The 23,467-nt window shown below is 40.2% G+C and carries 16 protein-coding genes; 8 read left to right on the top strand and 8 right to left on the bottom strand.

Annotated elements, in window-relative coordinates:
* Window positions 1-9: 9 nt before the first annotated feature.
* Window positions 10-2,421: a heavy metal translocating P-type ATPase gene (locus J2Y60_RS07715; protein WP_309915734.1), complete on the bottom strand. Its 2,412-nt coding sequence runs from the start codon at window positions 2,419-2,421 to the stop codon at window positions 10-12.
* Window positions 2,422-2,511: 90 nt separating this feature from the next.
* Window positions 2,512-3,075, bottom strand: a complete 564-nt coding sequence (locus J2Y60_RS07710; protein ID WP_309915731.1) for an AraC family transcriptional regulator — start codon at window positions 3,073-3,075, stop codon at window positions 2,512-2,514.
* Window positions 3,076-3,315: 240 nt separating this feature from the next.
* Here J2Y60_RS07710 and J2Y60_RS07705 point away from each other — a divergent pair, with 240 nt between their 5' ends.
* The 6 genes from J2Y60_RS07705 (at window position 3,316) to J2Y60_RS07680 (ending at window position 9,628) form a co-directional block, all read left to right on the top strand.
* Window positions 3,316-4,161, top strand: coding sequence for an RteC domain-containing protein (locus tag J2Y60_RS07705; protein ID WP_309915728.1), 846 nt, complete (start codon window positions 3,316-3,318; stop codon window positions 4,159-4,161).
* Window positions 4,162-4,422: 261 nt separating this feature from the next.
* Window positions 4,423-4,773 (top strand): helix-turn-helix domain-containing protein, encoded by a 351-nt coding sequence (locus J2Y60_RS07700; protein WP_309915725.1) that lies wholly within the window; start codon window positions 4,423-4,425, stop codon window positions 4,771-4,773.
* Between the two features lie 16 nt (window positions 4,774-4,789).
* Window positions 4,790-5,098 (top strand): helix-turn-helix domain-containing protein, encoded by a 309-nt coding sequence (locus J2Y60_RS07695; protein ID WP_120182552.1) that lies wholly within the window; start codon window positions 4,790-4,792, stop codon window positions 5,096-5,098.
* Between the two features lie 86 nt (window positions 5,099-5,184).
* Window positions 5,185-6,657 (top strand): DUF3945 domain-containing protein, encoded by a 1,473-nt coding sequence (locus J2Y60_RS07690; protein ID WP_309915723.1) that lies wholly within the window; start codon window positions 5,185-5,187, stop codon window positions 6,655-6,657.
* A gap of 6 nt (window positions 6,658-6,663) precedes the next feature.
* Window positions 6,664-8,757, top strand: coding sequence for a DNA topoisomerase 3 (locus tag J2Y60_RS07685; RefSeq protein WP_309915721.1), 2,094 nt, complete (start codon window positions 6,664-6,666; stop codon window positions 8,755-8,757).
* Window positions 8,747-9,628 (top strand): ORF6N domain-containing protein, encoded by an 882-nt coding sequence (locus J2Y60_RS07680; protein WP_309915718.1) that lies wholly within the window; start codon window positions 8,747-8,749, stop codon window positions 9,626-9,628. Before J2Y60_RS07685 ends, J2Y60_RS07680 begins: the two co-directional genes overlap by 11 nt.
* Before the next feature lie 29 nt (window positions 9,629-9,657).
* Here the strand turns inward: J2Y60_RS07680 and J2Y60_RS07675 are convergent, their stop codons facing one another.
* The 5 genes from J2Y60_RS07675 to J2Y60_RS07655 all read right to left on the bottom strand — a co-directional run bounded on the left by J2Y60_RS07675 (window position 9,658) and on the right by J2Y60_RS07655 (window position 15,296).
* On the bottom strand, window positions 9,658-10,182 hold the full coding sequence (locus J2Y60_RS07675; RefSeq protein WP_309915716.1) for a cupin domain-containing protein: 525 nt from the start codon (window positions 10,180-10,182) through the stop codon (window positions 9,658-9,660).
* Window positions 10,179-10,571, bottom strand: a complete 393-nt coding sequence (locus J2Y60_RS07670) for a DUF4267 domain-containing protein (RefSeq protein ID WP_309915712.1) — start codon at window positions 10,569-10,571, stop codon at window positions 10,179-10,181. Before J2Y60_RS07670 ends, J2Y60_RS07675 begins: the two co-directional genes overlap by 4 nt.
* 71 nt (window positions 10,572-10,642) lie before the next feature.
* Window positions 10,643-11,221, bottom strand: coding sequence for a Crp/Fnr family transcriptional regulator (locus J2Y60_RS07665; protein WP_309915710.1), 579 nt, complete (start codon window positions 11,219-11,221; stop codon window positions 10,643-10,645).
* Between the two features lie 98 nt (window positions 11,222-11,319).
* Window positions 11,320-12,042, bottom strand: a complete 723-nt coding sequence (locus J2Y60_RS07660) for a YoaK family protein (protein ID WP_309915707.1) — start codon at window positions 12,040-12,042, stop codon at window positions 11,320-11,322.
* A gap of 140 nt (window positions 12,043-12,182) precedes the next feature.
* Window positions 12,183-15,296, bottom strand: a complete 3,114-nt coding sequence (locus J2Y60_RS07655; RefSeq protein WP_309915705.1) for a protein NO VEIN domain-containing protein — start codon at window positions 15,294-15,296, stop codon at window positions 12,183-12,185.
* 181 nt (window positions 15,297-15,477) lie between these two features.
* Here J2Y60_RS07655 and J2Y60_RS07650 point away from each other — a divergent pair, with 181 nt between their 5' ends.
* Together J2Y60_RS07650 and J2Y60_RS07645 are read left to right on the top strand one after the other, a co-directional pair.
* Window positions 15,478-15,915 carry a DUF1896 domain-containing protein gene (locus J2Y60_RS07650; protein ID WP_309915703.1) on the top strand — a complete coding sequence of 146 codons (438 nt, stop codon included), beginning with the start codon at window positions 15,478-15,480 and terminating at the stop codon, window positions 15,913-15,915.
* A complete protein-coding gene (locus tag J2Y60_RS07645) occupies window positions 15,902-21,337 on the top strand; it encodes an N-6 DNA methylase (protein ID WP_309915700.1) in 5,436 nt (1,811 codons plus the stop codon). Before J2Y60_RS07650 ends, J2Y60_RS07645 begins: the two co-directional genes overlap by 14 nt.
* Window positions 21,338-21,390: 53 nt before the next feature.
* Here the strand turns inward: J2Y60_RS07645 and mobC are convergent, their stop codons facing one another.
* Window positions 21,391-23,394, bottom strand: coding sequence for a conjugal transfer protein MobC (mobC, locus tag J2Y60_RS07640; RefSeq protein ID WP_309915951.1), 2,004 nt, complete (start codon window positions 23,392-23,394; stop codon window positions 21,391-21,393).
* Window positions 23,395-23,467 lie beyond the last annotated feature (73 nt).

The raw sequence follows: 23,467 nt of genomic DNA, 5'->3' as shown, positions 1-23,467 counted from the left end.
TTGTAAGATTTACTTCTTCCACTTTAAACGTAAACTGTTACTTACCACACTTACACTACTCAAAGCCATTGCTGCTCCTGCAATCATCGGGTTCAGTAAGAAGCCATTGATCGGATAAAGAATACCTGCGGCAATTGGAATACCAATGAGGTTATAAATGAACGCCCAGAACAGGTTTTGCTTAATGGTTGCCACGGTTTGCTTTGACAGTCTTATCGCTTGTGGTATTTTGGTAAGGTCTGATGAAATAATGGTCATTTTTGCTACATCCATTGCGATATCCGAACCTTTGCCCATTGCGATACTTACATCGGCTGTTGCCAGTGCTGTACTGTCGTTGATACCATCGCCAACCATTGCCACTACCTTGCCTTGCTGTTGCAGCTCCTTCACAAAATCTGCTTTATGCTGTGGTAATACTTCAGCTTTGTAATGCTTGATACCGGTCTGTTCGGCAATGGCTTTGGCAGTAGCTTCGTTGTCTCCGGTCAGCATATACAGGTCAATGCCCGCATCCTGCATTTCTTTGATAGCCTGCACCGATGTTTCTTTAATTTTATCAGAGATAGCCACTACTGCAAGTGCTTCTTTACTGCCCGCAAACCAAATAACCGTTTTCGATTGTTTGCCCCATTCGTCAGCTTGCTGCTGCAATTGTGCAGGAACGGTAATATTGTTTTCGGCTAATAGCTTTTTGTTCCCAACGTAGTAAGTTTCATTGTTGTGGTCGGCTTTTGCCCCCTTTCCTGTGATACTATCGAAGTTTGATAGCGAGGTGGTGGCAACGCCCTCCAGATGTTTTACAACAGCTTCAGCCAATGGGTGTTCCGATTGTTTTTCGATACTCAACAAAACATCTTTGGTCGCATCGTCATTATTCAGCCATTGGATGCCTGTAACCTCCGGTCTTCCCTCGGTAATCGTTCCTGTTTTATCCAGAACGATAGCGTTTACTTTTTTAGCCAGTTCAAGGCTTTCAGCATCCTTAATCAGGATACCGCTTTCAGCACCTTTACCAACGCCCACCATAATAGCGGTTGGCGTAGCTAAACCTAAAGCACAAGGACAAGCGATAACCAATACCGTAACGGCTGCCAACAACCCTTGAACTACTCCGTTGTCGCCTCCAAGAATTAACCACAAAACAAAGGTCAGAATGGCAATACCGATAACTACAGGAACAAAGATCCCTGCGATTTTATCCACCAGTTTTTGCACCGGAGCTTTACTTCCCTGTGCATCCTGCACCATTTTGATGATATGCGCAAGCATTGTTTCTTTACCAACTTTCACCGCTTTGAACTGGAAGCTGCCTTTTTGGTTTATTGTACCTGCAAAAACTTTTTCATTCTCTTTTTTCAGTACGGGTACAGGCTCTCCGCTTAGCATACTTTCATCTACATACGAATTGCCTGATACAACCATGCCGTCTACTGCAATTTTTTCTCCAGGTTTAACCAGGATAATATCACCGACGTTTACGTTCTCAATAGCCACTTGCTTTTCAGTACCATCGACCTGAATAACCATTACGGTTTTGGGCTGCAGGCCCATCAGTTTTTTAATGGCGGATGAGGTATTGCCTTTTGCTTTTTCTTCCAAAAGCTTACCTAACAGAATAAACGCAATTACAACTGATGCCGCTTCAAAATATACGTGTGGATGAATACCTCTTTGCATCCAAAAATCCATAAAAAGCATATTGAAAACACTGAAGATGTAGGCGATGCCTGTACTCAGTGCTACCAATGTATCCATATTAGCAGAGCGGTGCCTGGTCTGTTTCCATGCATTGACAAAGAAGTCTTTACCAAGCCAAAGTACTACCGGCGTTGAAAATGCCCACATGATCTCATTGGCATAAGGTATATCCATAAAGAACATACCGATAGCAACTACCGGAATGGATAGGATTACCGCCCAGATTGTTTTGTTCTTAAGTTTTTTGAATTTTTCGGCATGGATGGCTTCCAGCGTTTCCTGTTGCTTGTTTTCATCTTCAAGCAGTAAATCATAACCGCCATCCTGTACAGCTTTGCGGATAGCGTTGGCATCGGTCATATTAGGAAAGTACTCAACCGAGAGATTTCCCGTAGCAAAGTTCACCGAAGAATTAACGACACCGGGAACATAGCGTACCACAGATTCGGCACTACCGGCACACGACGCACAAGTCATTCCCAGTACAGGAAAACTTGCTTTTACCGTAGGTACGCCATAACCTAAATCTCTTATAGCATTAACGGCATCAGCAACCACTTCTTCATCTTTAACGGTAATTGCTGCTCTGCGGTTGTTTATCTCTACTTTGTGGGTTTCTACGCCTTTTACCTGTGCAAGTCCTTTTTCGACTATTAGTGCACAGTGCTCGCTTTCTACATCCTCTAAAGGAATGTAAATTGTTTCTTTATTTGTTGCCATATTTCGATTGCTTTATTTTCACAATACAAAATTGGCAACAAATAGGGGGATAGTTATTGTGAAATTATGGGTTTGATTTGTAAGATTTACTTAAACCTTATCTAAAGGCTTACGCTTGTCTTCCCTGACTTGCTTGAAATGGCTTGGAGTTAGGCCGGTTACTTTCTTGAACTGGTTGCTCAGATAAGCTACACTTGAATAGTTCAGGCGGTCTGCGATTTCACTCAATGACAACTCATCATAAACCAACAATTCCTTAACCTTTTCTACTTTTTGTGCAATAAAATATTTTTCGATAGTTGTACCCTCAATATCAGAAAACAGGTTGGAGAGATAATTGTAATCGTTATGCAGAGCGTCGCTCAATACATCCGAAAGGTTGGTCTTTGCATCATTATCCTGGTGGTGAACCAGATCAATGATAACGTTTTTTATCTTTTCAATTATTCGGCTTTTCTTGTCGTCAATAACCTGAAAGCCCAAAGGGTCTAAAACGTTTTCCAGCGCTTCGCGCTCGTTTGTGGTTAGATCTTTTTTAAGGGAAATCTCGCCCAGTTTTATATTGTCTGCTTCTATACCAAGCTTGTCGAGTTCGTTCTGAACTACGAGAATACAACGGTTGCAGACCATATTTTTGATAAATAATTTGCTCATATCTTACAAAATCACAGTTCATATTGTCGCATAAATACGCAACTACAAATTTAGTATTAAAATTCAAGTATTTATTGATTATGAGCCAATAAGTGATGCAATAAGAGGATATTAAGGAGAAATATTGCGAAAAAATAAGGAAAATTTCCCCCAGTGTGGGTACATATTGGCTATTAATATCCTGTTTATTAACAAGATTTGCACGATATACTGATATTGATAACAAAATCCTCCGCTTCTATGAAAAAGTCACTAGGGAATATTGTTAGCGAAATTCAGGAGCAGGAACGGAAACTTTCAGTCACGTGCTCAGGGCTAATTGAAGAGGCTTTTCAAATGACAGTTTATCTTCAGGAGCTACTGGTTTCGACAAAAGAATGTATTTTAGTTTCAGGATTTGACGATGAAACTAAGGAAATTGATTTCTTCAAAAAAATCAAGCCTCAAATCCTGGGAAAACTCATCTACTATAACAAACTCTACCGGATCGAAACTTCCTGTCCGGTAAATAACGGAAAAATGTATCACACCTATTTTTCCACCCATTTGCAGGCCCTGAAAATTGAGTTTCGAGAGCACATCTGCAACTCCAATTTTTACCGATATTATCGCTCTGGCAGATCAGATAAAGATAATGAATACTTTAAGCGAGGCCAAATAAATTATCTCGATGGGCTAAATAGTTACGTCTTTGAAATCGATCCGCAATTCTCCACTTATTACGATTACAAAGTCGCCCGCATAATAGCCAATGATCTATTATACAACTATCTCTTAACCAAAATCAGCCCTGAAGAAAACGCCGAAGTCTATTTGCAGAATGTAGACGACATCAAAGAACTTTCATGGACGGACAGCAAAAACGCTTTGATTGAATTGATGTATGCGCTATATGCGTCTGGGGCCATTTCAGGAGGCAAATTAGGCATCAGAAAACTGACTGCCATTTCCCAGGTATTATTTCGGATTTCACTGACTGATGTGCATCACGCATTCCATAGAATGAAAACCCGTGCAGGCTCACGGACATTATTCTTAGACCAGTTAAAGCAGGCTCTTGAAGAGTATATGGATAAGGATTTATAGATAGGTTTTCCATTGATGAAGAAAAAGCAATACACAACAGTATTGCTTTTTTTATTTCCGTACCTGCCCATATATACCAATTGGCAAATGGGCTGACTTCTCTACTCCAAAAAACGGGAAAATATCATAAATAGCTGATAATAAAACAGTTACTATAAATTGTTAAATTTTCAAAAAACCACTTTTTCAATTGGCAAGCATTGGCAGACAAACACTGCCACTCTTCTGAATTTTGTCCTGTGAACATTAAACAACAGTGCAATGAACATTATAACGATTGACGAAGAAGTTTGGAAACACCTCAATGAGCGGTTAAAAGCCATTAGCGAATATATTCTCAAACTGGAAGATAAAAGCTACGATAGCCTTTGGCTCAATAATCACGAAGTCTGTCAGTATCTCCACATCAGCGAAAAAACATTGTGGCGAATGCGCACCAACGGGCAGATAGCCTTCTCAAAAATGTACGGACAATATTACTATACGATTGCTGCTATCAAAGAAATGCTTAATGCAAATGCGGTGCAGACTACGGATGAATATGTAGAGCAGCTTATGGCGAAAGGCAAAAGCTATATTGAAAAAGGAAGGAAAATGAAACCTGGTAAATAATTAAAAGCGTAAGGGTATGAATATCGACAAAATGGAATTTGTGGCGTGGATGGAGCGCATAATGGACAGGCTTGACATTCTCGGCAACCACATAGACGACTTACAAAAGAAACGTAACAGCATAGACGGCGAAGAATTATTGGACAATCAGGATCTGCTACAAATGCTAAAAATCAGTAACCGTTCCCTGCAAAGGTACCGTTCCATCGGAAAGCTTCCTTACTATACCATTAGCGGAAAGCTGTATTACAAACTGTCCGATGTACATCAGTTTATCCGGGAGAGTTTTAACCCTCCCTTGCCTAAGCTGAATGCCAATAAGTGACAAACACTGCCTTTGACTGCCACATAAGGCAGTACGGTGGCAGCATCCTGTACATTAGACAGCGAACTTTTTAAAAATTTCACATCATGAGCGAAGAAACAACAAATAAACATGAAATGCCCGAACAGCTTTCGGACATATTGCTGGTGCTGGATAAAGAGAAAATGAAAATCCAGGCTGTAAAGAGCATCGACGAAAACGGTAAAATGGAAACGGTAGCGCCTACAAAGAAAAATGAAAACCAGTTTATGCGTGTAGATAAAAGCGGCGATTTCTTCTCCAACTTCTTTTCCAATTTTTTCAGTCAATTGAAGAATCCTACTAATTTTTCATTTTTTAAAGTCCCTGCCCCACTTGCTGCTGAAAAAGCGCAAGAACTTCAAAAGCACGTAGATAAGCCCACTCCCGAGGGCGAAAAAATAATGAAAGAGCATGAAGTGAAACCGGAACCACAAAAGGATAAAAAACAAGAAAATCAAAATAATATGGCAACAACACAAACAACTCCGGAAACAAGCGAATACCGCTACAAACCGGAACAGATTGATTGGGATACGATGAAAAATCTTGGATTAAGTAAAGAGTATCTCGAAAAAAGAAATCTTCTCGACCCTTTATTGAGAGGCTACAAAACCAATGAACTTTTACCTATTGGTGTAAACCTGGGAGGTTCAATTCTCCGAACAGATGCCCGGCTTTCTTTGCAGCAAGCCGAAGACGGCAACGTTATAGTGGCAATTCATGGTATCAAAAAAGAGCCCAACCTGCATTTTGAGTTTTTCGGACACAAGTTTACCGATGAAGACAAAAAGAATTTGCTCGAAACAGGGAATATGGGTCGGGTGGTAAATCTAATAAACAGTAAAACGGGCGATCTGATGCCGTCTATTATCAGCATTGACAGGCTTACCAATGATGTAATCGCACTGCGAACAGAGTTTGTAAAAATACCTGATGAAATAAAGGGTGTAAAACTGAATAATGAACAAAAGCAAACCTTAATGGACGGCAAGCCGCTTTATCTGGAGGGCATGATATCTAAAAAAGGTGAACCCTTTAGCGCCAATGTTCAGTTTAACGCTGACAAACGATTTGTTGAGTTCCTGTTTGACAGAAGTAATAACAATCAGCAGGCGCAATCAAACCAACAAAACAACCAACAGAAGCAGGGCACCCAGCAAAGCCAATCACAGGAAGCTCCAAGAACTTTCAGGGGCAAAGAACTGGATGATGAGCAATACAACAAGTTCAAAGCCGGTCAAACCATATATGTTGAGCTAAAGGACAAAAAAGACCAGCCTTACAAGGGGTATATCACTTTCGATAAAGAAACCGGAAAAACCAATTTTGAATTTCCTACCCAATATAAGGAAAGGGTACAACCTACCGAAGCCCATAAAACACAAACAGCCGTCAATTCGGAGGGTAAAACCAACGAAGCAACCAAAAACATCCAGGAGCCTCTGAAGTCGGGACAACAAACCCCCAAAAACAAGCAACAGCAGGATCAACAGGAAAAACCAGAAACTCCCGGAAAATCCAAAGGCAGAAAAATGTAATATGGTATGAAAACAATAATTGCAGAAAAACCAAGCGTAGCAAGAGAGATAGCCGGCTTGTTGGGAGCATCCGAAAAGAAGGACGGCTACCTGACAGGTAACGGCTATTTTGTTACATGGGCGTTCGGTCATTTAATAGGACTGGGAATGCCGGAAGATTACGGGATGTCGGCATTTGATAAAGCCGCTTTACCAATATTGCCTAACCCGTTTTTGTTGACCGTTCGCAAGGTGAAAAAAGACAAGGGATATACACCTGATGCAGGTGCATCGAAGCAACTGAAAATCATCAAAGAGCTATTCAATAAAAGTGATAGCATTATCGTTGCAACCGATGCAGGAAGAGAAGGTGAGCTCATTTTCAGATACATTTATGAATACCTGAAATGCAACAAGCCATTTGAGCGTCTTTGGATTAGTTCACTAACCGAAAAAGCCATTAAACAGGGATTTGATAATCTGAAAAACGGAAAAGAATTTGACGGCCTGTACCAGGCGGCACAAGGCAGAAGCCGTGCTGATTGGCTTGTGGGCATTAATGCTACACAGGCATTGAGCATCGCCGCAGGCCACGGCATCTATTCGCTCGGGAGAGTACAAACACCTACACTTGCTTTGATATGCAAACGCTATATTGATAACAGGAATTTCACGGTAAAAAAATACTGGCAGATACAATTGGCGCATAACAAGGCACAGGTTGATTTCAAAAGTATTTCCGCAATAAAGTGGGACGAAAAGCAACTTGCCGATGATACATTGAAAGTTATTCAGCGAGGCGGAAGCGCAACGGTTACATTCGTAGAAACCAAAAGCATTACAGAACAGCCGCCTTTGCTTTTTGACCTGACTGGCTTGCAAAAGGAAGCCAACAAAAGGCTGAAATTGTCTGCTGAAGCAACGCTTAATATTGCGCAGAGCCTGTACGAAAAGAAGTTTATAACTTATCCACGTACCGGAAGCAAATACATACCAGAAGATATGTGGGCAGAAATACCCAACCTTGTAAGGGCATTGCAGAACCGTGAAGATTGCAAACAGGCACTTACCCAAATCAAATGGGGACGCTTCAATAAGCGTATCGTGAATGACCTCCGTGTTACCGACCATCATGGCTTGCTGATCACTGATAAAGTGCCGTCAGTACTCAACGCTGATGAAAACAAGATCTATAATATGATTGCGTTCCGGCTGCTCGAAGCCATTTCACAAGCCTGTGTCAAAGAAATAACCGATGTCAGTTTACAGGCTTTGCATTACGATTTTACGACCAAAGGCTGTAAAATTCAGGAAGCGGGCTGGCGTGCCATCAAAGGAAGTTTTACTGATGACGGCGAAGAGCCGGTGCAGGAGCTGCCTGAACTGAACAAAGGTGATGAACTCAAAATAAAGGAAGCTACCGTTTTGGAAAAGCAAACAAAACCACCAGTTCTTTATACAGAAGCCGGGCTTTTATCAGCTATGGAAACTGCCGGAAAAGAAATAGAAAACGAGGAAGAACGTAAGGCCCTGAAAAATATTGGTATTGGCACTCCGGCTACAAGAGCCGCGATAATTGAAACGCTCTTTACCCGTAATTACATCCAAAGGGATAAGCGTTCTTTAATACCTACGGAAAAGGGATTACAGGTGTACGAGTTGGTCAAAGAACGCAAAATTGCAGATGTTGCAATGACCGCCGAATGGGAATTGGCATTGCAGAAAATTGAAAATAATGAAGCGGATGCCGGAACATTCCAAACTGAAATGGAAACCTACGCGAAATCCATTACCGATGAACTGCTGCAAACTTCCATTGCAAACACTAATCAGCCGAAATTAACCTGTCCGAAATGCAAAAGTCAGCCACTTATTATTCGTGATAAGATTGTGAAATGCCCTGATGAGGCTTGTAATTGGGTTCAGTTCCGTACCGTTTGCGGTGTACAAATCAGTATCGAAAATGTAACAAACCTTATAAACAAGGGTAAAACCGGTTTAATCAAAGGAATGACAAGCAAAGCCGGAAAGAAATTCGATGCCTACATCGTACTGAAGGAAAACGCCGAAAGCTCATTTGAGTTTGAGAAAAATAAAAGCAATAAACGAAATGGAAAATAAACCGTCAATCATACCTAAAGAAATCAGGAACCTGATATATACCATCCGGGGCAAACAAGTAATGTTGGACAGCGACCTCGCTACCTTATATCAGGTAGAAACCAAGAACCTGAACAAAGCCGTAAAACGAAATATCGAGCGTTTTCCTGCTTCATTTTGCTTTCAACTGACCGAAGGGGAAATTGAAAACTTGAGGTTCCAATTTGGAACCTCAAGTTTAAACTACGGCGGAAGACGTTATTTACCATACGTTTTTACAGAACAAGGAGTTGCAATGGCTTCTGCCATACTCCGTTCTGATATAGCCGTTAAAATGAGCGTTGAAATAATGGAAGCATTTGTAGAAATGCGACGTATGCTCATCAGCAATGCTTCCCTGTTTCATCGGTTAGACAACATCGAATTAAAGCAACTGGAAGCCGACCAGAAATTTGAAGAAATTTTCAAGGCCCTGGAGAGTGACAAGATCTACAGCGAAAAAGGTGTTTTCTACGATGGGCAGATTTTTGATGCCTATACTTTTGTTTCCGATATTATCAGAAGTGCCGAAAGCTCTATTATCCTGCTTGACAATTACGTGGACGATACGGTGCTAACATTATTGGGAAAGCGTAAGGACAATGTAACTGCAACAATCTACACCAAAAGTATCAGCAATCAATTGCGGCTGGATCTCCAACGTTATAACAGCCAATATCCTTCGATTGGGATTGAGGTGTTCACTGATGCCCACGACCGTTTCTTGATAATTGACAACGCAATACTTTATCATATTGGAGCATCGCTTAAAGACCTCGGCAAAAAATGGTTTGCCTTTTCAAGAATGGATATTGAAGTGGGCAGAATGCTTCAAATTTTAAATATCTCATAAAACGGGCGGGAACAAGATATTGTGAAAATTCAAAGCCCTGTTCGTAAGCAATATTTCAGTTCCAATTCTTTCAAACGTCCTTTTCTAATGGCTCTTTGGGCTATGTAAGTAAATAATGGTTCCGCGATTTTCTGTAGCCCAACCATTTTTGAGTTGTTTAGATAAACGAATAGCGCAAGGTCAGATAATTTCTTTGGTGTTCCCGCTGCACTTGCCAAACCTTCAGTTGCAAGTCCTTTGTAAATCAGAAGAGCTTTTTCAAAATTGTTATTGCCTGGGCTTATTGTCACTCTTATTAAACATTCATCACTTGAAATGTTGTGAAAATAGTGCCTCGCATTTGGCTTAATTATTACATTGTCGCCCTTTTTCAATTGAAGAGTTTCATTATTTAACCCAACTTCCAGTGTCCCTTTCAGCACTTCAAATGCCTCTGAAAACAGCGTGTGGTAATGCCAGGGTGTTTTTTCGCGCGGAAGGATATTCATTTCTAAAACACTTTCTTTATTTGTATCTGCTGAACTAATCAGTTTGACATATCCTCTTGTATTCATATTCCTTTATTTGAGGTCCTATGCGTTAATAAAATTATCCCGGTTACAGCGCAAATAATTATTGCAGAAATGTGAGGCACGGCTTGTGCCACGCTGTTGTATTGTTTGCTTAAAACAATGAGCATATCTGCAATCGGGATAATCGTCCCCACCATTAGTACTATTCCCAATGCTTTTGTTTGCTTGGTCAATACAAGCAGACAAATAACTAAACCGGAAAATATATCCCGAATCCCTTTGATGTAATGAAAGGAATGGTCGCCTTGTTCGTTAAAGTGTATCCCATAACCGGCTTCGCCCATTTCTGGTGCTAACAGAAATCTTGCACCCAGGAAAATCATTCCTAACCCTGTTAGAAACGCGATAGCAATAACAATTCTTTGTGTCATAATCATATATTTAATTGATGACACAAAATTTCAAAACCCAAAAGCTAAATTGATGCACCTGGGTTAAGAAATCATTTTTGACTAAAAATTCTTTTGCGAATACGGCTAAGTGACTGTGGTTTTACACCAACATAGGATGCAATATGGTATTGAGAGATCCTTTGTTGCAAGTCAGGGTGTTCGGTTAGGAACCTCTCGTACCGATCTTCAGGACTGTCGGTATAAAATGAGCTAAGGTCATGCAAAGTCTGTATAAAAACCTGTTCAATAACAAGTCTGCCAAAACGTTCTGCTTGCCCGATGGATTTGTAGAACTGCTGCAGGTCGTCATGAGAGATTTGCAAAATTTCACAGTCCTCTAATGCCTGAATGTTTTTTTGAGAAGGCGTTTGCGGAATAAAGCTTTCGTAGTTACAAATAAAATCACCTTCTTTTGCAAAGGCATACGTTTTATCTTCGCCATTATGATTGATGTAATAACGTATGAGCCCTTTTGTAATAAACCCTACTTGCCTGCAAACTTGCCCTTCCGCTAAAAATAGGTCACCTTTTTTATACGTTTTCCCTTTCCACAAAGACGCTATAATATCTTTCTCAGTCGCGGTTAACGAAATTACATTTTGTATGCTATTCAGTAAACTGTATATCATTTTATTGCCTCTTCAAAATTGTATTTGAACGTTACAAATTTACTTTTTCTTCAGAGAGCATTCGTTAGTATGTGATGTTTTCTCAATACAACTTTGCTCTAAATTCTTAGTTTGCGTCTCATAAGTATTATCCTGAACTTGATATTGTCGTACACTAAACCAGCGAGTAACAGCATGCTCGTGATAACCAATATGTGCAGATTCATTATCGAATAAAGAAAGCCGCCGGATATGCCACCTAAAAAGAAAAAGATGATAATAGTAAAGCGTAGTTTGATCGATGAAAGTAGTTTCTCTTTATGTTCGGGTGATCTATAAAAGAACAGTTGCGAAAACTCAATACCTAAATCGGTAAACAAACCAGTAAGATGAGTAGTCCTTACAGCCGAATTGGATATAGTTGTCACCAAAGAATTTTGCAAGCCCATTGCAAAGAGTAGGCTAAATGCTATTGAATCAGGGTTGCTTCTTATGAAATATGGGTAAAATAGTCCAACGAATAATAGAATAGTACATTCTATTATCACAGGTAGCACATAAATGAGCTTTTCGTTTTTTCTGACAACATGCTCTGTGAGCATCCCAGACACAAAAGATCCTAAAAAGAAAAAGAAGATATACAGGAAGTAAACAAAGCCCCGCCACAAATCCAGCTTGAATACTTCATCTACAAAAAACGCAAAATGCCCGGTCACATTTGTTGTTAAGCGTTGCACTGCCAGGAAGCCACCAACGTTGACGATACCAGCGACAAAAGATAGCAAGGATGCTATTTTTAGGTTATGGCTTAATGTCCTGATTTTACCTTGGTGTCTAAACAATGTCTTATCGAATTTGGAGCAAATTTAACAAGTAGCTGAAGAACTTACTTATAAACACCTAATTATATGCTCTTTAGCTAATTAAAAACTATAGGAAAGCTTTGCTTTTCTATAGAGGGGCGGAGTGCTCAACTTACGTACTATAATTTAGTTTTTAAATACCTTACGATAAAAGCTTCAAATTCGGTCAAATCCATTCCCTTGCCAATATAAGTTTGGGGAATTAGGGTTCTAAAATCACCATCAAGATGTATTGTTTCTGGTTCACTTGATTTATTCAAAACATCTATTAAATGAACCACATTACTACCAATGTCATTATTGAATTTTATAAAATCCTTTATTTCATCAATATTTTCTACATGATATTTATTCTCACCATTGTAATTGGTCATATCAACAGTACATAATGAATAATTTTCTTTTTGCTCAAATGATTTAAGTGTTTGGTTTTTAGACATTCTCACAGAGTTATTCGCATCCCACCTTGACTTTACTTCAATAAAATACACAGGAACTGCATTCAGAAGAATAACAATATCCTGTCCATCCTGAACATTTTTAATATCAGCTTTAATAGTAGCAGGTATTATGCTTGTTATCGCTTCTCTTAACACACTTTCAATATGTGTTCCTATGGTATATTTGTGCTGAAAGTTAGCATTCTCTTGCTGTTTCTGTACTAATGCTTCATTTCCCAATTTGATAATTTCATCAATATTGGGGTTTTTACCAAGCTCAGCAAGTTTTTTAATCTTTGATGAATCAAGACTTAATATTGAGAATGAGTCTTCGCCGTCCGCCAGTTCAACAAGAATAGAAGATCGTTTACTAAAAACAACCGGAAAATACTTTTCGTATTCATCCGTAGTTTTGAACTTTTGTATTATATCTATGATATATTCTTTTAGTGGATGATTCTCTATGTTTGTAAATTGGGAAGTTTCAAAAAAAGCTGTTTCGATTTTCTCTGTGAGATTTCTAACAGTTCTCTTGTCCTGCCCTTTTAAGTATTTAGCAAATTCGTTATGGATGAGATTTGCTCTAATTGGAAAATTCGGTTTTATTATTTCATCATAAATATTTTTAATTTCTTCAGGTATATTGTCATCAACTTTTAGAAAGTTCTGCGTAGATAGTTCATTTAATTGATTCGGGAATACCGCCAAAGGGCTAAAAATTTCTTCATAATCATGATATGAAGATCCTATTTCCAAGATGTCTTTTAAAAACTGTAGGTTTTCAATGACCCATTCAGAACTTTCTTTGCTTATATCATTTAAAAACAAACGAATCAACCGACGTTGTGATACTCTAGTATCTAACTCGTCATCTTTTATAGCCGGAACTTCGATAGTGGTGCTATCAAAACTATAATAGTCACAAATCAGCTTTATTAATTTTATAGGCACGCTAATGGAGTCAATTGATGAGGCTATTTTTGAGTAGCGAATTATGGCTCCTAAAAAATCAGAGGGAATTTCCGATGTAATTGTTTTGTCCTTAACTTTTTCAGCTATTGCAGCATTAATATCGGTTGTATAATTTTTTCTCGCGTAAGGGTTTAATTCCAGTTCGAATTTAAATTCAGGATCAATATGTCTCTTTGGAATATCAGGCATAATAATATCAGCAATTTCAATCAGTTCTTTTGGCAAACTGATATTCTTGTTCAAAGCCGATAAAAGTCGAAACTCTCCTTTAATATTGGGAAGAAGTTCAAATGAGTTGAACAAATCCCCATGACCTTCTTTAATCAAATGTTGATATAAGTTTTTTAAATCCTGTATGTATGGGATTCCATTGAGATTGCCGACCTCTTTTATTTTGACAGCAAGGTCCTTATAGCCAATGTATATAATCTCATCAAGATTCCATTCTTGAATAATTGATGACCATTCTTTTGTTAAATGCTTTAGTGGTGTGTTATCCCAGAAAAAATCTACCAAAGTAAAAATTGACTCAAAAATGCAATCATCGTGGAGTAAAACAGGGTCAATAAAAACTGACTTTGAAACAAGGATATTTCCCGTTTTGGACTCAACCAATGGAAATGATTTAAACTGACCTATCCAAGAATATTTTAAGTCCTTAAAGTATCCATTTAATAGCGGTTTATCGCTGTCTATTTTAAAATTGATACGAGCTAACTTAATAGGATTGCTTATTTCTTTTGCGTCTGATTCGACATATTCAAAAATTAGCCTTGAAGCAATATCTATTAGATTCCGATTGGCTTCTTCTTCATTTTGATTATCCTCATTATTTGATTTTAAATACAAGCCATTACGTGGTTCATTTGGCAGGAAATGTCTTGAATGTAATAGGTAATTAATTCCAAAATTTTGCGATCCTACTAATGGATAGTATAAAAAAAGTTTCGGTAATTCATCGCTTAAGTCCGTTGCAGTAAGACTTGACGAAAATGGTAAGATTACCGTGATTTTATTATCATCAGATTTTAGATAGAAAACTTCGGCGCTATCCTGATTAATTAGAATAGATGTACTATGAAGTTTTCCTTCTAAAGAAGTCCCATTCCGTTGATAAACTGTTATCTTACCCGATAGTTCTTTTACTGTGACTTTCTTCAGTCGTGGATTTAAAGTTATTACATAAGGCAAAATCGTACGTAAAGAGTTGACTGCCTTTATTGCACAATCTTTATTATTTTTTGAAATGGTGTAAAATGAAAATTCCGTATCAGGATATGGAGGCTGTATGGTTCCTTCTTCTTTAAGTAATTTGCTTACTTCTTTTTTTAAGAGTCTTATTCTTTGTCCAAGTTCTTTCCAATTGTCTGTATTCCTATCAATGATAAAATTATTTAAAGGTACATACCCCTCATCCTTTACTAAAGCTCCGTTTATCTCGATTCTCTTTCCAAATGTATGAGATGTGATGAATCCTGTGCCATATTGACCAACAGGTTCATTGTCTTCAAATGTAATTTTCCTTTCTTCAAGAGTTTTAGAACTAACTTGTTTGAAAAGACAATCAAGAGTCATGGGTGTAAACGGCTCCCCATTGTGTTTAAATACCAAACGATCTTCTGTTTGGGTAATTGTAATCTCGCAATTATCACTTAAATCTATCGCATTTTGAAAAAGCTCCCAAATCGCTCTATTGGCATCATTTTCTTCTAATTTTTTTATTCCTTGAATAATCTTATCTGCATGTTGCTTCATATCGTTTAACTCCGACAGATCCTCATAAGATAGTGTCATTTCAAGGTTTTTGGTTTGTTCCTCCATTGTTGGTATAGTTTATAACTCCGCTTTTATTCAAACTATAAAAATACAAATTAAATCCCCTCTCTACTAATATCCTACGCCAAATCCTACCTCTCAGAGCCAAACCCTGCCAGACTTAGGCAAGCTTCTGCATACCGTTTTAATTTTAGGCTTCAAGAAAAAAAATCTAAACAAAATTAGTATGGATACACAGCAAAAAGACCTATCGTATTTCAGATTGCGACTGCAAGAATTATTAAACAGCAGCTTCCCTGAAAAGATCCACGACCAAAAATTTATTGACCAGCGCTCATCCTGGGCTGCCAATGCTTATCAGGGGGCTTTTAGCGCCGGGAACTCCATTGAACAGTGTGACCATTATGCCAATTATATTCTGTTTGAAAACCTGCACTTCTCCCGGTTCGACACGGTTTTTAAAGTGGTATGCAATGAATTTGATACCCTGATGGCAGACGAGGAACTCCGACCATTCGCCCTGAAAATGTTCCCTGTCTGTGAACCTGTGTTTACAAGATATGAACTAACCGATGATTTCGCTGGCAGCGCAGAGTATGATTTACTCTATACCGAAATAACGGGCACCATCGCAATATGGATAGAGGAAAATGGGCTTCAGTAAACGCCAACATCTCCAACTAAACATTGATGCCCTGCGAATTGCTTTTAAACTGGAAAAGGAGAACCGACAAGCCACCGTAGGTGAAAGACTGCTAATGATGCAATACAGCGGATTTGGCGGTCTTAAATTCGTTTTGAACCCTATAGAGAGCGAAATAGACATCAATCACTGGAGAAAAACAGAACACGATCTGTTTCCGCTCACTCAGGAACTCCACCGGCTACTCAAAGAAAATTCTGGAGACGATAAACAATACCGCAGGTATGTGGATAGTATGAAAAGCTCTGTGCTAACGGCTTTTTATACACCTCCACAGGTCATAAATGCGATTTCCGAAACCTTACGTGAAAGTGGCCTGAATATTGAAAAATTCCTCGAACCCTCCGCAGGTATCGGCTCATTCATACAATCCTTTTCTGAAGAACCACGAACCAGCGTTACCGCATATGAAAAGGATCTGCTGACAGGCAAAATTTTAAAGCAACTTTATCCCCAAAGCAATATCCGTGTTAGTGGCTTTGAGGAAATACCCGAAAAAGAACAAAACAGTTTTGACGTAATTGCAAGCAATATCCCATTCGGTGACACTTCTGTATTTGACCTTTCTTATTCCAGAAGTAAGGATGCAGCAAAAATACAAGCCGCCCGGAGCATACATAATTATTTCTTTTTAAAAGGTGCTGATACCCTTCGTGATGGCGGCATTTTGGCATATATCACTTCTCAGGGCATTCTCAATAGTCCGAAAAACGAACCGATACGTAGGGCATTGATGCAGGAAAACAACCTGGTATCAGCCATTCGCCTCCCGAATAATTTGTTTACCGATTATGCAGGTACAGAAGTAGGCAGTGATTTGATTATCCTGCAAAAGAATACAGCAAAACAAGGTCTGACCGAAAGGGAAGAACTATTTTGCCAAAGCGGTCAAACAGCCTACAATACGCCCGGTAATGCCTTAATTCAGGAGAGTAAAAGGATTGTACATACCGAAAGCAAATTAGACACTGATCCTTACGGACAGGCTGCACTCATCTATACACATAAAGACGGGGCTGTCGGAATCGCCAAAGACCTCCGGCAAATGCTTTCCGAAGATTTTGGAATCCACCTGAGTTTGAGACTGTATAAAGGTGAACGGAATGATGTGCCTGTGATACAAATTCCGGTGGAACCAAAGATTCCACCTACCATCATCGAACCCGTAAGCATTCAACAGGAAATAAGGCCGCTATCAGTTGCGATAAATAGTGGGGATAGTGCACAGGAATTAAAGCAGTTGAGCATTTTTGACCTGTTTGAAAATGCTGAGGACACGGTAGCCGTTATTGCCCCAACGCAAAGAGTGGTGCAGGCGAAAAAACAAAGCAGTAATAAAAAACGAGGTACAATTGGTCGCCAAACCGACCTGTTCAGTAGCGGAATGCCACAGCCTTTTACGGCACCGGTTACCAATAGGGAGGTCAATGGAAACATACCATCGAACGACAAGAAACAAGAGCACATTGGCGACCTTTTTTCAAACATTAATGGGAATGACCAGATCGCTCAATCAAATAATTTCATGAGCACTACCATCCCCAAACCTGCTTCCTACAGCGGTAAACTGCAACCGTTCCACCGCAACGATTGCCTTGTAATGGATAAGGGTTGGATTGGTCATTTGCAAAATGTAGACACGGCAGACGGTACGGCTGTTTTTCACCCTTTGCAGTTACCTGCAATACAAAAAGCAAGAGCAGAAGCGTACATCGAAGTGCGGGATATTTACCAACAGCTTTACGCGAAAGAGGCAGAGCTGCAGACAGAACACAAGCAAGAAAGGGAAACGCTTAACCGCCTTTACGATGCTTTTGTAAAAAGATACGGTAACCTTAACAACGCCGATAATATCAAACTCATTAAAACCGATAGCTCCGGCAAGGAAATCCCTTACTTGGAGCGTATGGTGGGCAGTGTAGTGCATAAAGCCGATATCTTCAACCATCCGGTTAGTTTCTCGACCTTAAACATAGCAGCGGACAATCCTGAAGAAGCGTTGGCAGCATCGTTGAACAAGTACGGAAGCGTGCATTTGGGCTATATGTCCGAAATAAGCGGTATGCCTGATGATGCTTTGAAAGATGCTTTACACGGACGTATTTACTATAACCCCTTACAAAAGGAATATGAAATATCCGAACGATGGATTGCCGGAAACGTGGTGGAGAAAGGCCACAATGTAAGAACCTACATTGAAAATAATCCCGACGATACCGAGGCCAAAGCGAGCCTTACTGTATTGGAGGAAGCCCGGCCAAGACGTATTGAATTTGAAGAATTGGACTTTAACCTCGGCGAACGTTGGATACCTACAGGTATTTATGCCCGATTTGCTTCGCATTTATTCGATGCGGATGTGAATATCCACTATTCTGAAAGCTCCGATGACTTTTCCGTAAAGTGTAATCAGGGCAATATGAATATATGGGAAAAATATGCCGTCAAAGCTGAAAGCCGGACATTTGACGGGGTTGCCTTGCTCAAACATGCTTTGGTGAATACCACGCCAGATATTACCAAAAAAGTGATGATGGGTGATCAGGAAGTGAAGGTACGGGATATGGAGGCCATACAAATGGCCAATACCAAGATTGACGAAATCCGTACCGCCTTCACTAACTGGCTTCACGCCCAAAACGATGAGTTCAAAAACAGGCTTACCGACCAATACAACGACACGTTCAACTGCTTTGTTCGGCCAAACTATGACGGTACGCACCAGGACTTTCCGGGATTAGACCGCAAGGCGCTCGGCATCCAGGATCTGTATTCCAGCCAAAAGGACACCGTTTGGATGATAAAGCTGAACAATGGTGCTATCTGCGACCACGAGGTAGGTGCAGGAAAAACATTAGTTATGTGTACCGCTGCACATGAAATGAAGCGTTTGGGACTGGCCCATAAACCAATGATTATTGGACTTAAAAGCAATGTGCACGAAATTGCCGAAGCCTACCGTACCGCTTATCCGCATGCTAAAATTTTGTTTCCCGGTAAGGAAGATTTTACGCCTCAGAAACGTTTGCGCATTTTCGGCGATATTAAAAACAACGATTGGGATTGTGTGATCCTCACGCACGACCAATTCGGAATGATACCACAATCTCCCGAATTACAAAAGGAAATCCTCCAAACAGAACTGGAGAGCGTGGAGCGCAACCTTGATGCCCTGCAATCGCAAGGCAAGGAAGTAACCAGGGGAATGCTTGCCGGAGTAATCAAGCGGAAAGAAAACCTCGAAGTAAAGTTGAAGACCCTGCAACACGATATCGAACACCGCAAAGATGATGTGGTGGACTTCAAGATGATGGGCATTGACCATTTGTTTGTGGACGAAAGTCACCAATTCAAAAACCTGATGTTTAATACCAGACATACACGGGTAGCCGGGTTGGGAAATGTGGATGGAAGCCAAAAGGCGATGAACCTGCTTTTTGCCATCCGTACCATTCAGGAACGTACCAATGCGGACATGGGAGCAACCTTTCTTTCTGGTACTACCATCAGCAACTCTTTAACTGAGTTGTATCTGTTGTTTAAATACCTGCGACCAAGGGCAATGGAAAAACAGGGTATCCATTCTTTTGATGCATGGGCAGCAATCTATGCAAGAAAAACTACCGACTATGAGTTTTCAGTTGCCAACAATATCGTAGCAAAAGAACGTTTCCGATACTTTATTAAAGTACCGGAACTTGCTCAATTCTATTCTGAAATTACGGACTACCGAACAGCGAAAGATATTGGCATTGATCGTCCGAATAAGAACGAGGTGCTTTATAACATACCGCCTACTCCTGACCAGGCGGTATTTATCCAAAAACTTATGGAGTTCGCCAAAACAGGAAATGCAGAACTATTGGGCAGACCTAAGTTAAGTGATAGTGAAGAAAAGGCAAAGATGCTGATTGCTACGGATTATGCCCGCAAGATGTCTTTGGACATGCGCATGGTAAGTGGAGCTTATGCTGACCACCCCGACAACAAGGCTTCGCATTGTGCGGCAAACATTGTCAAATATTACAACCAATATAATGCACAGAAGGGAACGCAATTCGTTTTCTCCGATTTGGGAACCTATAAACCTGGCGAGTGGAACGTGTACTCCGAAATCAAGCGTAAGCTCGTAGAAGACCATGGCATACCAACAAACGAAATCCGTTTTATACAGGAAGCCAAAAATGATAAGCACCGTAAGGAACTTATCAAAGGAATGAACGAGGGTAAAATCCGCGTGCTGTTTGGATCTACAAGTATGCTTGGAACAGGTGTGAATGCCCAGAAAAGAGCCGTTGCTATTCATCATTTAGATACACCTTGGCGACCAAGCGATCTTGCGCAAAGGGATGGCCGGGCCATACGTAAGGGCAATGAGATTGCCAAGTTCTTTGCAGACAACAAAGTAGATGTGATTATTTACGCTGTAGAAAAATCATTGGACAGTTACAAGTTCAACTTGCTGTACAATAAACAGCTATTTATCGACCAACTAAAGACCAATAATCTCGGTAAACGAACCATTGATGAGGGCAGTATGGACGAACAATCGGGAATGAACTTCTCAGAATATGTAGCAATACTATCGGGAAATACTGACCTGCTGGACAAAGCTAAATTGGAAAAACAGATTGCCGGACTGGAAAGTGAAAAGCAGGCATTTAACAGGTCTAAATTCCGCGCCAAATACAAACTACAGGACTTTACGGAACTCTTGGAAGCCTCTCAAAGCCGGTTGAACCGAATGAGCCTCGATTGGGAAAATTTGCAACAGCGTATGCAAAGACATTCAGACGGCTCTATAGCGAACCCTGTTCAGTTAGACGGCTTACAACCCAATGCGGATGTTAAACAAATTGGTGCGAAGCTCAACCATCTTGCCGACAAATCCCGCACTGGTGGACAGTATGAAGAAATAGGAAGCCTGTATGGGTTTTCGCTATTGGTTAAAACCGAAGTATCAGAAAAAGAAGGAGTAGATATTCGGGTAAACCGCTTTTTGGTGCAGGGTGAGGGCAATATCAAATACACCTATAATAACGGCATCATCGCCAAAGATGAAAAGCTGGCCACAATGAATTTCTTAAACGCATTGGAAAAACTGCCTGGCTATGTGAAGCAGGAACAGGAGAAAATCGCTGAACTCAAAAAAGACCTTCCTGTTCTTCAGGAAATGATCAACGGAAGCTGGTCTAAAGAAGGCCGGTTGAGCGAACTTAAAACGGAGCTGGCTGCGGTGGAACGAAAGATACAGCTATCCATAACGCCCGAAACTAAGGAAAGCCCCAAAGAAGCACAAACCGAAAAACAAAAAGAAGCTCCACAGGTTTCGGAAAGCATTGTGCGGGTAAAAGGTATTCATATGCCCCGTGGAGTGCTGTAAACCTGACTGAATAGATATGGAAAAAGGAGATCATTTTTAAACCTCCCTTTCACTTACCCCTTCTGTACTAAATGCTGCAAGTTTGGGTCATTGTTGATGCGCTCCATTTCGTTCTCAACAATGCTCAAAATGTCCGACTTAATCTGTCGGTAATTGCTTTCAATCTGTTGTTTCATTTTATCCTCGCCCTGCTCATCCACAAAGGAGAGGATCTGCGGTATCTTCTGATAGGCTTTGGTTTCTGAAGCCACCTTTTCATTATCCACCACAATTTCAGCGTGAAATATTTTCTGTTCTATTCGTTCATCAAAGTTATCAGATACCGAACCAACAAACATACCTTGTGTCAAAGTTGAAATTTTAGAGGCAGGTATCAAACTATCCAACTGGGTAGATATCGAAGTTGATTTATCATTACGGTTAATAGTCATACTCTGGCGTTTCTGCAATACCTTACCAAATCGCTCCGATAAGCTCTTTGCCGTTTCGCCGACAACTTGACCGCTAAATATATTACCAACTGTATTTTGAATTACCTTACTCTCCTTGTCGCCGTAATCACGGGTTAATTGAGAAAAGTCCTGGAAGCCCAGGCAAACGGCCACCTTATTACTTCTGGCCGTCGCGATCAGGTTATCCAGTCCCCTGAAATAAATTGTAGGCAACTCGTCTATTATTACAGAACTCTTTAGCTGGCCTTTTTTGTTTATCAACTTTACGATCCTCGAATTGTATAAGCCCAGTGCTGCAGAGTAAATATTTTGACGGTCGGGGTTATTTCCGACACATAAAATTTTAGGTTCTTTCGGGTTGTTAATGTCGAGGGTAAAGTCATCGCCGGTCATTACCCAGTAAAGTTGTGGGCTTATCATTCTAGACAGCGGAATTTTTGCAGATGCAATCTGGCCCTGTAACTGGTCCTGCGCACCACCTTGCCATGCATCCATAAAGGGGGATAAATAGTTTTCCAAATCAGGATATGAGGTAAGTATTGTAAATACATCCGAATACTTTTTGTTCAGCAATTCAATGGCGTGCGGAAAAGTGCAATATTTACCATCTTTATAAATTTTCAGATACCAGATAATGGCGGCCAATAAGATAATTGGGCTTTCCACGAAAAAATCCCCTTGCTTCTGTATCCAGCTTCGGTTCAGGTTCAGCATTATGGTATAAGCCGCTTCATAGGCATCTGAAATGTCCGTCATAAAGTCGGGATTAAGCGGGTTACAGCGGTGGCTCTTGCGGGGATCGTCAAAATTTATCACATAGAATTTTGGCTGCACTTTGTATTTGTCCCGATGCTTCAGTAAGTGATTGTAGGCAATGGTAGAAAGGTCGTCAAATTTGAAATCGTAAATGTACATGCTGAAACCCTTCTCAATCTGCTGTTTGATGTAGTTGTTCACGATGGCATAGGACTTACCGGAACCTGGTGTTCCCAACACGATTGATGCACGAAATGGATTTACAATATTTATCCAGCCATTATTCCATTTGTCCTTGTAATAGAATTTGGTAGGCAGATTGACGGAGTATTCATTTTCCATCAACTTTGTTTCTTGTTGGAAACTCTCGTTTTCGTTATTGAAAACATCGTCCATAAGATTGGTGCGAAGCAGTCGGCTCATCCATACACCTGCCATCAGCAGAGCGATATAACCTAAAGAGATTGTAAGGATATAAAGGAATGTACCTATTGCAGGAGATAGTTTTAACAATGGGGTATTCAGAAAGAACAGTACAAAGCCAACACCCAGAGCCACGTAAATTTTAGACCAGGTTATTTTCTCGTTCTTTACGCCTTTCGTACCTAAGCAACTCAAAGCCAACAAAACCAGCGCAAATGCTTTAGTGTATAAGGTGTGTGAAAATAACCCTGCCGTTCTGTCGAAATTGCCTAAAATTTTATTGATTACTTCCAACGTCCAGCCACGCCCTAAAAAGAAACCATAGCAGAACCAATAAAGATGCATCAGCACCAAAAGAATACTGACTGCCCGCATAAAAGCCATTATCTTGGCAAGTCCTCTTAAATCGTCTTCTCCCTGCATTATCTTTAGATTTAATGTTCGGGCGTGAATTTAACGGCTCTAAAGAGTGGTCATAGTAATGTGGCAGTCAGTGGCA

Origin of the sequence: Arcicella sp. BE140, from assembly GCF_031456255.1 — a bacterium.
GTDB classification, from domain to species: domain Bacteria; phylum Bacteroidota; class Bacteroidia; order Cytophagales; family Spirosomataceae; genus Arcicella; species Arcicella aquatica.
The sequence above is the reverse complement of the archived record's forward strand: the minus strand, read 5'-3'. Positions and strand labels throughout refer to the sequence as shown.